General features: G+C 47.3%; 10 protein-coding genes and 1 tRNA gene. 5 read left to right on the top strand and 6 right to left on the bottom strand.

All coding sequences use genetic code 11. The annotated features are described in order from the left end of the window. Positions 1 to 22: 22 nt before the first annotated feature. From BUB37_RS11345 to BUB37_RS11365, 5 genes are all read left to right on the top strand, one after another. Positions 23 to 913, top strand: coding sequence for a peptidylprolyl isomerase (locus tag BUB37_RS11345; RefSeq protein WP_072993606.1), 891 nt, complete (start codon positions 23 to 25; stop codon positions 911 to 913). Beyond that, positions 906 to 2345, top strand: a complete 1440-nt coding sequence (locus BUB37_RS11350; RefSeq protein WP_094766696.1) for a peptidylprolyl isomerase — start codon at positions 906 to 908, stop codon at positions 2343 to 2345. Before BUB37_RS11345 ends, BUB37_RS11350 begins: the two co-directional genes overlap by 8 nt. A 4-nt stretch (positions 2346 to 2349) precedes the next feature. Further along, a complete protein-coding gene (locus tag BUB37_RS11355) occupies positions 2350 to 3303 on the top strand; it encodes an AAA family ATPase (RefSeq protein WP_072993608.1) in 954 nt (317 codons plus the stop codon). Positions 3304 to 3615: 312 nt separating this feature from the next. Beyond that, complete coding sequence (locus BUB37_RS11360) at positions 3616 to 5883, top strand: aconitate hydratase (protein WP_072993610.1); 2268 nt, start codon at positions 3616 to 3618, stop codon at positions 5881 to 5883. A gap of 80 nt (positions 5884 to 5963) precedes the next feature. Beyond that, a complete protein-coding gene (locus tag BUB37_RS11365) occupies positions 5964 to 6518 on the top strand; it encodes a TlpA family protein disulfide reductase (RefSeq protein ID WP_072993613.1) in 555 nt (184 codons plus the stop codon). 6 nt (positions 6519 to 6524) lie between these two features. Here the strand turns inward: BUB37_RS11365 and BUB37_RS11370 are convergent, their stop codons facing one another. The 6 genes from BUB37_RS11370 to BUB37_RS11395 form a co-directional block, all read right to left on the bottom strand. Beyond that, complete coding sequence (locus tag BUB37_RS11370; protein ID WP_072993616.1) at positions 6525 to 6977, bottom strand: sterol desaturase family protein; 453 nt, start codon at positions 6975 to 6977, stop codon at positions 6525 to 6527. Between the two features lies 1 nt (position 6978). Beyond that, positions 6979 to 7818 (bottom strand): phytoene/squalene synthase family protein, encoded by an 840-nt coding sequence (locus BUB37_RS11375; RefSeq protein ID WP_072993619.1) that lies wholly within the window; start codon positions 7816 to 7818, stop codon positions 6979 to 6981. A gap of 9 nt (positions 7819 to 7827) precedes the next feature. Then, the gene (locus BUB37_RS11380; protein WP_072993622.1) at positions 7828 to 9285 is read right to left on the bottom strand and encodes a phytoene desaturase family protein; all 1458 of its coding nucleotides are present in this window, start codon (positions 9283 to 9285) and stop codon (positions 7828 to 7830) included. 12 nt (positions 9286 to 9297) lie between these two features. Then, positions 9298 to 10197 (bottom strand): MerR family transcriptional regulator, encoded by a 900-nt coding sequence (locus BUB37_RS11385; RefSeq protein WP_072994029.1) that lies wholly within the window; start codon positions 10195 to 10197, stop codon positions 9298 to 9300. 160 nt (positions 10198 to 10357) lie between these two features. After that, positions 10358 to 10444: transfer RNA gene (locus BUB37_RS11390), tRNA-Leu, on the bottom strand. Between the two features lie 204 nt (positions 10445 to 10648). Next, positions 10649 to 11788, bottom strand: a complete 1140-nt coding sequence (locus BUB37_RS11395; RefSeq protein ID WP_072993624.1) for a response regulator — start codon at positions 11786 to 11788, stop codon at positions 10649 to 10651. Between the last annotated feature and the right edge of the window lie 140 nt (positions 11789 to 11928).

The following is an 11928-nucleotide window of genomic DNA, read 5'->3' on the forward strand; positions in this document are numbered from 1 at the left end:
GCGGTTTTGCTATTTTTGCAGGATGAAATTTTTAAAACTCTCGGGACAATACGGCTTAGGTGGGGCGGCAATGCTCCTGTTGTTCGTATGGCTGTCGGGCTGTGGTGATATCTTTAAAAAAGAAGAGCCGCGGTTTTTGGCACGTGTCGGGGAAAACTATCTCTACCGCGAAGATGTGGCCCGCCTGTTGGCCAAGGGCATGTCAAAAGAAGACAGCGCCTCTTTCGTTACCAATTATATCAACAACTGGGCCTCAAAACAGTTGTTGCTCGAAAAGGCAAAGATCAACCTTCCCGAAGAGAAGCTCAAGGAATATGACGCCTTGGTGTCGGACTACAGGGCCGACCTGTACACTAGGGCCTATAAGGAGGCCTTGGTACGCCAGGGGAGCGATACCATCGTAACGGCTTCGCAATTGGAACAGTTCTACGAGGCTGAAAAAGAGAACTTTAAATTGAGGGAAAAAGTGGTTCAGTTGCGATTTGTCGAGCTTCCGAAACAATTTTTGAACAAAAAGGAAGTTACTGAAAGGTTGAAGCGCTTTAAGGACGACGATAAGGTTTACCTCGATTCGATAGGCGTTCAGTTCAGAAAGTTGAATTTTAACGATTCCCTTTGGGTGAGTGCCTCGAGGGTTATCGAAGAGATACCGCCCCTGAGTTTTGAAAATGCCGATAAACACCTAAAAAAATCACAATTTTTTGAATTGGAGGATGCAAACGGGGTATATTTGGCCAAGATAGTGGATGTTAAGGACGAGAACGAAATAGCTCCACTTTCATATATAGAGCCTCGCATCAAACAAGTGCTTCTGAACCGAAGAAAGCTCGATTTTCTACGAAAACTGGAAACCGAGGTCCTCGATGAGGCCATCAAAAAGAAAGAATTCGAAATTTATGCTGAAAATGAATAAAGTACTTAGGTTGTTTTTGTTCGTTTGTTGTCTGGCGACCGTCCATGCACAAGAGGGCGAAGCTAGGCAGGAAACGCAGACAGGGGACGATGTGGCCGATAACATGGTGGCCGAGGTCCCAAAGGATACCGTAAGAAACTTCAAAAGAATCAAGTTGGACGGCATAGCCGCCGTGGTCGGTGACTATGTAATACTGGATTCCGATATCGACAAAACCCTTATCGACCTTAAGAGCCAAGGGGTCTCTACGGCCGATATTACGCGTTGCGGACTTTTGGGCAAGTTGATGGAAGACCGTCTCTACGCCCATCAGGCGGTGCAGGACAGTTTGCTCGTTTCCGACGATGAGGTGGCCGCCACCACCGATAGGCAGATCCAAGGATTCGTGCAGCAGATCGGTTCCATGGAAAAATTGTTGAAGTTCTACAAAAAGGAGGACGAGGCCAGCCTAAGGGAGGATATCAATAAGATCAACAAGCTGCGAATGCTCTCCGAAAAGATGCAGAGCAGTATTATCGAAGAGATAGAGATTACCCCTGAGGAAGTAAGGCAGTTCTTCAATAAGATTCCGGAAGACGAACGTCCCGTATTCGGGGCGGAAATGGAGATCGCCCAAATTACAAAAGAGCCCAAGCCGACCGAGGAGGAAAAACAAAAGGTCATCGATAAATTGAACGCCATAAAGGCCGATGTTGAGGACAACGATGCCAGTTTCAGCGTTAAGGCGATCTTGTATTCCCAGGATCCGGGCTCGAAATCAAAGGGTGGTTTTTACAGTATTACCAAGGATACCGGTTTTGACAAGACCTTTAAGGATGTCGCCTTCAGCTTAAGGGAAGGTGAAATATCGGAACCTTTTGAGACCCCATTCGGGTTTCATATCATTTACATCGAGAAGATCAGGGGCCAGGAGTTGGATCTGCGCCATATTTTGATGCAGCCCGAAATTTCCCAAGAAGCCCTGGATGCCGCAAAGGCGGAATTGGACACGATCCGAAAGCACATCCTCGACGGCAAGTATACCTTTGCCCAAGCGGCTCTTAATTTTTCCGATGAAAAGGAAACGAAGTTCGACGGGGGACTGTTGAGAAACCCGACCACATTCGACTCGCGCTTTGAGTTGACGAAAATGGACCCGACCCTATACAATCAGGTCCGAAACCTGAAGGACGGTGAAATCTCCCATCCCATTTTGGAACAGGACCCAAGGGGAGGTGGCCCCAAATACAAAATTCTGATGGTTACCAACAGGTACGACGAGCACGTGGCCGACTTCGCCAAAGACTACTTGAAAATACAGCAATTGGCCAAGACCGACAAACAGTACAAGGCCATTAAAAAGTGGATGGACGAACATATCGAAGAGACGTACATCAGCGTTAACGAGGCCAACCACGATTGCGATTTTGCGAACAACTGGATCAAAAAGTAGATGCATGTCAGATGTAGCGGCCATTGATAACCTCGTAGAAAAGCACAAAGCACTAAAGCAAGAAATAGCGAAGACCATTGTAGGCCAGAACGAGGTCATCGACCAAATTTTGTTGAGCATATACGCAGGGGGGCACTCGTTGCTGATCGGGGTGCCGGGCCTGGCTAAAACCCTGATGGTAAATACCATTGCCCAGACCTTAGGACTCGATTTTAAGCGAATTCAATTTACCCCCGACCTGATGCCCAGCGATATCTTGGGCAGTGAGGTATTGGACCAAAACCGCAACTTTAAGTTTATCAAGGGGCCGATATTTGCCAATATCATCCTGGCCGATGAAATTAACCGTACACCTCCCAAGACCCAAGCGGCCCTGCTGGAGGCCATGCAGGAGCGGGCGGTGACCATAGCGGGGAAACAGCACAAATTGGGATTGCCCTATTTTGTCCTGGCCACCCAAAACCCGATTGAACAAGAAGGTACCTACCCGCTTCCCGAAGCCCAATTGGATCGGTTTATGTTCGCCATTGAGCTGAAATACCCTTCCGTGGCCGAAGAAATACAAGTGGTGAAGGCGACCACGACCGATGAACACGTTTCGGTCGAACCCCAGTTCAACGCAGGGGAAATCGTTGCGGTCCAACAATTGGTCCGAAGGATACCGGTACCCGACAACGTGATCGCCTATGCGGTCAATTTGGTCAATTCGACAAGGCCCAACCTGGGGACGGCCAGCGACTACGTAAAGCAGTACATCGACTGGGGAGCCGGACCGAGGGCCTCACAGAACCTGATCTTGGGAGCCAAGGCCCATGCCGCCATCAATGGCAAATACTCGCCCGATAGCGAAGACGTGCAGGCCGTGGCAACGGGTATTTTAAGACACAGGATCATTAAAAACTACAAGGCCGAGGCCGAGGGCATATCCGAGGAGGAAATTATTTCAAAACTACTTTGACCCCTAGGGGCTGCGGCCCAGGGTACTTTGGCCGATCTATCCGCGGGTTTCCTGCATCTTTTTTGTGTTAGGGCCATTTGGCGGGCCTAGGCCATAGGCCGTGCGACAATACACCTTTCTGGGCTTTCAAAAATCGTTGCGGCAATATGTAATCTTGTCGATGACAAGCTGGGTTGGGAGTAAAAATCCTCACAGAAAAGACAATAAATTTGAATTTCGCTAAAATCATCGTAATCGTGCCCCAAAAATTTTATTTGCCCCTTGTATTTTATTAATTTTACGGGATTACAATAACTTAAAACATAATAAATAATGGCATTCGATATCGATATGATTAAAGGGGTGTACGCCAATATGGCCGAGCGTGTTGACAAGGCCCGTGAGATAGTTGGCAAACCACTTACCCTTTCGGAGAAAATATTATACTCCCACTTATGGGACGGTAACCCGACCACGGCATTTAAGAGAGGAAAAGACTATGTTGACTTTGCTCCGGATCGTATCGCTTGTCAAGATGCCACGGCGCAAATGGCCCTTTTGCAGTTTATGCAGGCCGGAAAAAAGAAGGTTGCGGTACCTACAACCGTGCACTGCGATCACTTGATCCAGGCCAAAAGCGGGGCTGTCAAGGATTTGAAGGCCGCTAATAGCACCAGTGCCGAGGTTTTTGACTTCTTGGAGTCCGTTTCCAATAAATATGGTATCGGCTTCTGGAAACCGGGTGCGGGTATCATTCACCAAGTGGTCTTGGAAAATTATGCCTTCCCTGGCGGGATGATGATCGGAACGGATTCGCACACGGTAAACGCCGGGGGTCTTGGAATGGTCGCTATCGGTGTTGGTGGGGCCGACGCCGTTGATGTGATGGCCGGTATGGCCTGGGAACTGAAATTCCCCAAACTGATCGGTGTTAAGTTGACCGGAAATATTTCGGGGTGGACATCGGCCAAGGACGTCATCTTGAAAGTTGCGGGGATTCTTACCGTTAAAGGAGGTACCGGTGCAATTATAGAGTACTTCGGCGAAGGGGCCAAAAACCTTTCTTGTACAGGAAAAGGAACCATTTGCAATATGGGTGCCGAAGTAGGGGCAACGACCTCTACCTTTGGGTACGACGATTCGATGGAGCGCTATTTGAGGGCTACCGATAGAAACGAGGTTGCCGATGAGGCCAACAAAATAAGGGAGTACCTCACCGCAGACGACGAGGTATACGCCAATCCCGAACAGTATTTCGACCAGGTGATCGAAATTAATCTGGATGAATTGAAACCCCACTTGAACGGTCCGTTCACTCCCGATTTGGCGACCCCTGTCGGTGAACTGGGTGTCAAGGCCAGGGAAAACGGTTGGCCGATCAATGTCGATTGGGGCTTGATAGGTTCTTGTACCAACTCTTCCTATGAAGATCTGACCCGCGCCGCCTCCATCGCCAAGCAGGCCATTACCAAAAAAATTAAACCGAAGTCCGATTTCGGGATCAACCCGGGCTCGGAGCAGATCCGATATACGGCCGAAAGGGACGGATTGCTACAGATCTTTGAAGATTTGGGCGCGACGGTATTTACCAATGCCTGTGGGCCATGTATCGGCCAATGGGACCGTAGCGATTTGAAAGGCGACGAGAAAAATACGATCGTACACTCCTTTAACCGCAACTTCTCCAAGCGGGCCGATGGTAACCCCAATACGCATGCCTTTGTCGGTTCTCCCGAAATGGTAGCTGCCATCGCTATCTCGGGTAAATTGGATTTCGACCCGATGAACGATACCCTGATCAACGAAGACGGGGAAGAGGTGAAATTGGACGAGCCCATGGGTATCGAATTGCCTATCAAAGGTTTTGAGGTCGAGGATGCGGGATATCTGGAGCCGATAGAGGACGGTTCTGGAGTTGAGGTAAAAGTTTCTCCCGAATCGGAACGGTTGCAGCTGTTGACGCCGTTCGAGCCCATACAGCCGGAGGAGATGCAAGGGGTCAAACTCCTTATCAAGGCATTCGGAAAATGTACTACGGACCATATCTCCATGGCCGGCCCATGGTTGCGTTTCCGCGGACACTTGGACAATATCGCCAACAATACCCTGATCGGTGCGGTAAATGCCTTTAACAAGAAAACGAACTTTATCAAAAACCAGCTTACCGGTGAGTATGGTGGGGTACCCGACGTACAAAGGGAGTACAAGGCCAAAGGTATAAAGACCATCGTTGTGGGCGACCACAATTACGGTGAAGGTTCCTCTAGGGAGCATGCGGCCATGCAGCCCAGACATTTGGGCGTTGCCGCGGTTTTGGTCAAATCCTTTGCGCGTATCCATGAAACCAACCTTAAGAAGCAAGGTATGTTGGCATTGACCTTTGCCAACGAAAGCGATTACGACCTGATCCAGGAGGACGATACCTTCAACTTTGTCGATATCGCCAATTTTGCGCCCGATGTGCCATTGACCATTGAAGTGGTACATGCCGACGGTAGTAAGGATACCATCAAGGCAAACCATACCTACAACGATGCCCAGATCGGCTGGTTCAAGGAAGGTTCTGCCCTAAATGTTATCAAAAGGGAAAACGCGGCATAAGAATGCCGATCGAATTATACCATAAAAACTCTCGCTACTCGGCGAGAGTTTTTTAGTTTTGTCCATACCCATTGATCTATATGAAAAGGAAAACTGTCTATACCCTTGTTCTCATTGCCTTTGTCCTTTCTTTTTTTGTGACCCCCGTAGGATACTGGTCGAAAGTTGCGTTGACCCGCATGTTCGCCCCGGCACCCGAAGTGGTCGACAGTGCGGACCGACAGCAAATCACCGATTACGATTGGCGGTTAAAGGATGCCAATTGGAACTATTTCAATTTTGATAGGTCGCGGGGCAAAGTGGTTTTGGTCCACTTTTGGGCTTCCTGGCACCTGCCCAGTTCGGCGGAGTTAAAGGATATCCAGGAGCTCTACGACGAATATGGACAAGAGGTGGATTTTTATATCGTTACCAACGAGGAAAGGGCGCCGGTAGAGGAGTTCTTGGAAAAAAACAAGTACTCTATGCCCATTACCTACAGAATCGTCGGAGCGCCTTCGCCCCTTGAGATCCCCGACCCATCGGGCACGTATATCATAGATAAATCGGGTCATGTTGTGGTGAAATCCCTAAAGACCAAAGACTGGTACAACGATAAGGTGACCGCCTTGTTCGATAGCTTGCTTCGGGAATAAAAGACCTTAGCTTCTTTTAAAATACTTGAAGGGTACCAAGAGCATTCCGAAACATTCCCCATCTTTTTTGCCCAGATGCTTATGGTGCATTTTGTGTGCCCGTCGTACGCCCCGGGCGTACCAGTTATTGGCGTTCCTCAATAGTTTGAAACGTTGGTGTATAAAGATGTCGTGGACCAAAAAGTAAGCGATACCATAGGCTAGGATGCCAAATCCAAGGGGCCAACCGTACCAAAAGGACGTCTCGGCACCGAGGTAGAACAGCGACATGCTTACCACTGCATAAAAAACGAAAAAGGCATCGTTGCGCTCGAACCAAGAGTCGTGGTCCTTATGGTGGTGGTCTTTGTGCAAGCTCCATAAAAAACCGTGCATAATGTATTTATGGGTAAACCAGGCCATAAACTCCATGAAGCAAAAAGTAGCCAAAAAAAGCAATATCCACAGGGCCGTTTCCATACTACACCAAATTCAATTTATAGTTGAGGTACGATTCGGCGAGCAAGCCGAATTTTTCGTAGTCGGGTACGCGAATGCGTACCTTTCTTATTTCGAGCGAGGGCGTGTTCTGTAATTTTTTCAACAGCCTATAGTAATACCGATATGCCGTATAGACGCCGAATTTGGCCTCGGGCGGCAATCTGACGATACCCGAGTAACCCAATGAAAAATCGGCCTTGATCTCGTTTACGATGTTGGTCTTGGTGCTTTCGTCGAGTTCGGTAAAGTCCGTATTCGGAAAATAGCTTCGGTCGAGTTCCTCGAGATCCATTCGTAGGTCCCTTAAAAAGTTGACTTTTTGAAATGCCGACCCCAAGGCCATGGCGGACACCTTCAGGTCGTTGTACTTTCTTTCGTCGCCCTTTACGAATACTTTTAGGCACATAAGGCCTACGACATCGGCCGAACCGTAAATGTATTCCTTGAACTCTTCGTGCGTGAGGTAATTGGTCTTGTGCAGGTCCATTCGCATACTCTTCATAAACGAGGCCACCAAGTCGTACGGAATACCGTATTTGTGATAGGTGTGCTGAAAGGCATTAAGGATCGGGTTCAGGCTTATTCTTTCGTCCAAGGCCCGTTTTAGATCGATTTCGAAGCGGTCGAGTAGGACTTCCTTGTCATAGTCGTGGAAGGAATCCACAATTTCATCGGCAAAACGCACAAAGCCGTAAATATTGTAAATATCCGAGCGAATGGCCGGGGAAAGCATTTTGGTGGCCAAGGAAAAGGATGTGCTGTACGTTTGTGTGACCGCCTTACTGCACTGATGGGAAACGATGTCGAATAGGGCCTTCATAGTTTTGTATTAACGATTGTTCATAATAAGGTCGGAGACGAGTTTTCCTGAAATCAGTGCCGGGGGTACTCCGGGACCGGGCACGGTCAGTTGTCCTGTAAAATACAGGTTCCTTACTTTTGCACTTTTAAGTTTGGGCCGTAAAAAGGCCGTTTGTGCAAGGGTGTTGGCCAATCCATAGGCATTCCCTTTGTACGAATTGTATTTTTCGGTGAAATCGTCCACACAGAACGATTCCTTAAATTTAATATATTTTCTAACACGCTGGTTCGTAAGTTGTTCGAAGCGGCTTATAATAATATTGAAATATTTGGCCCTTAGCTCGGGCGTATCTTCGAGGCCCGGGGCAATCGGTATGAGAAAAAAACCGGTCTCGCCCCCCTCAGGGGCCATGGAACTATCGGTTACCGAAGGAAAATTGGCATAGAACAAAGGGGCCTTGGGCCATTGTGGGCGGTCGTAAATGGCTTCGGCATGGTCTTTAAAGTCAACATCGAAAAACAGGTTGTGGTGCTCAACGTTGTCCAGTTTTTTTTCGAATCCTATATAAAACAACAGCGACGAGGGGGCAAAGACCTTTTTGTTCCAATATTTTTCGGAGTATTGCCTGAACCGGGGTTTTAAAAGTCTTTCGGAGTGGTGGTAATCGGCACCGCTGATGACGATATCGGCCTTTAGCGTTTTGGTCCTCGTAATTACGCCCGACACAGACTTGTTTTCGACCAGTATGTTGTCGATGGGGCTGTTGGTCACGATCTTGACGCCCAGCTCCTCGGCCAAACTTTTCATGGCGATGATAATCTGGTACATGCCTCCCCTCGGGTGCCAGGTGCCCAGTCCGAAATCGGCAAAATTCATGAAATTGTAGAACAAAGGGGTCTTGTCGGGTTTGGCGCCCAAGAAGAGTACGGGAAACTCCAAGATGGCCACTAACTTCGGGTTGTCGAACTTTTTGCGCACCTCGCCGCTGATGGATTTAAAAAACTGGTCGATCCTTACGATCGTTTCGGGCGTTACCAATTCGAAAGGGGAAAGACCGGGTTTCAAAACCACCTTGTTTATGGCGATATCGTAATTTTTTTCGGCCTTGGAAATGAATTTCCTCAAATGCGGGGCGCTTCCCGGCTCTATACGCTCGAATTCCTGGCAAATTTTGTCAAGGGTATCCGATATGCTTACCGTTTCGTCTTGGAAGAAAACCTTGTAGGCAGGGTTCAATCGGTCAAGTTGATAGTAGTCGGTGGTCGATTTTCCGAAATAATTGAAAAATTTCTCGAAAATATCGGGCATCCAATACCAACTCGGACCCATATCGAAGGTATACCCACTTCTCACCAACTGGCCGGCCCTGCCACCTATCGTCTTGTTTTTTTCGTAAACGGTCACCTTGTACCCGTTTTTGGCCAAGTAGCAAGAAGCCGATAACGACGAAAACCCAGATCCTATTACAATTACGTTTTTGGCCATGTGCGCGCTTTCTTATAGACATGTCGTTACCTCTTCTATAGAAGTAAAGGTTTTGACCATTTTGGGTCGATGGGTTTTATCGATATGCTCCGTCTGCCGTCCCAATAGCCATAATTCGGTTTCGGGGTAGGGTCGGGCCATTTCCTCAAAATCGGCAATATAGTTGTTGATATAATCCTTAGATGGTACTACGGTAAAATAAGAGATAAATCGAATGTTGTCGAAGTAGTTCAGCAATTCGGTCAGGTTTTCCAAGGGTACGGTCTGACCCAGATAAATCGATCGGTATCCCTTTTTGACTATTTCGTAGTTGAGGTAAAGGAGCCCTATTTCATGAATTTCGTTGTCGGGGAGAAAGGGCACGAAGACCCGGTCGGTCTTTGTGGGGGCCTCGCCTTGCAGCTTTTCGGTATTGATGACTATTTTTTGTTTGATGAGGTTGGTGATGAAGTGCTCGTGGGGCGGACTGATCGTATCGGTTTGCCACAAAAGCCCCAATTCGGTCAACAAGGGAATGAGAACCTCCTTGAAAATCTCATCAAACGATTTTTCGAGCCTAAGCTTGTCATAGGTTTTTATGAACAGGGACTGGTCGAAATTCATCATGGCCAGTTTAAATGAATTGATGCTGTGGTGGTCGACCCGGTCTTGGGTTACGATTTTCTGGACCAGCGAGGGAATGTTCTGTTCGGGGATTTTTGCGATCTTGGATATTTTATGGCCGCTTTTGTAGAGCAGGGTAATGTTTAACAGCTTTTGCAGGCTGCTAAGGGAGTAGGTCCTGATATTGGTACTGGTCCGTTCGGGGGTCAACAAGTTGTATCTTTTTTCCCAAATCCTAATGGTATGTGCCTTAATGCCCGAAAGGTTTTCCAAATCCCTGATGCTAAAGCGTTTTTTTATATTGTTCATTTTTTTTATAAAAATGTTAAACAAATTTACGAATAAAATTGAAAGCTACTTCATGTTCCGTTTCCAGGTTTCTAAAAAGGTAGTCAAAAAAAGAGCGCTATAGAAGTAAATGTTGATGCTGAAGCAAAAAAAAGCCACCGTTGTTCAACAACGGTGGCTTTGGTGCGCACGAGAAGACTCGAACTTCCACGGCCTAATGGCCACCAGCCCCTCAAGCTGGCGCGTCTACCAATTCCGCCACGTGCGCATCATGTGGCCAGTACCTCTTGGCCTATGCCCAACAGGTTATTTTTGGCCCGTAATTTTCATTACGGGCTGCAAATATCTATAAAATAGATTTTCTATGAAAGAATAAAGTTTGAAATATCGGGGTAGGGAAGCCAAACGGGTCAAAAGAATGGGTGGTAGTGGTTGGCGTTATTGTAAACGAAGCCACTTTGATGGTCCGTGTTTATCGATAGTTGTACGCGATTTGCGCCAACTGTCCCACGATCTTGACGGAATCTTTCATCGAGAGCTTGGAGCCGTCGGCATGGATCCAGCGTTTCAGGGGCTGTTCGCAAATCAGGCGTTTGGCTTCTTCCTTGCCATAGAACTTGCGCATGCGCATAAATATCTCGACATCGAACAACCACTTGGTTATAAATTTTTTGGAGAACATGTTCCCAACAATTTCCCGATCCATGATCTTGGCACCGCATTGGGTATCCTTAAAGGGCATGCCCAGTATTTTCTGTATGATCATGTTAATGGTAATACTGATTATCCTACGGGCCGATTCCTTGGTAATATGGGCCCCCATTCTACTGATTCGCGAACCGCTCACTATTTTAAAGTCCGAGTTTTCGAGGGTCTTTACCAAATCGTCAAAATCGCGGAAATCGGTCGATAGGTCGGCGTCCAAGTAACCTATATAATCGTACTGTTCGTCTTGTACCATGTGCAATACCCCCAGTCTAACGGCTTCGGCCTTGCCTCCGTTTTTTTCACAGTTGTAAATACTGATGTTGCCTTCGTTTTCTTTTCGGAGTTCTTCAAGTACACCTAGGGTATTATCGGTACTTCCGTCGTTTACAAAACAAAGGTGATAGCCGAGATTTTGATGTGCGAACTGTTTGAACGCTTCACTCGAAAGACGTTCTTCCTCATTGTAACAGGGAATCACAACCCCCACACAATGTTGCTGCAGCATTTGTGTACTCGATGACATGACCTTGGAGTCTACCGATTCGGGAGCACCTACTATGCGCTTTATGCGAGCGGCCATTTCGTCGAGACTTACGGGTTTCTTCATATAGTCGTTGATGCCCAGGTCAAAGCCGTCGACAATCACTTTTTCGTCGGTATTGCCCGACATGACGATGATGGGAGTTTTCATACCCACATCCTGCCTTATGTGTTGAACAACGTTCAGGCCCGACATTTTGGGCATGTTGATGTCTACAAGAACAAGGTCGGGTTCAAATGAATCAAAGAGTTCGATGCCTTGCCCGCCCGAATTGGCGGTAGCTACCTCGTAGCCCAGTTCGGATAGTCGCTTCTGGACTGACATGAGTATGAGCTGTTGGTCATCAATGGCTAAAATTTTCATAAATCCGGGTTTAGTGGTGTTTTAAGTGTCTATTTTTTTCTTACTCTGTTGAAAATCATACCACTGGGGCTCAGAAAATTTATGGTAAGTAGCTGATTTTACTACTACATAACAATAAAAGTAAAAAATTATTGTTGTTA

This window comes from Pseudozobellia thermophila (assembly GCF_900141855.1).
GTDB lineage: Bacteria > Bacteroidota > Bacteroidia > Flavobacteriales > Flavobacteriaceae > Pseudozobellia > Pseudozobellia thermophila.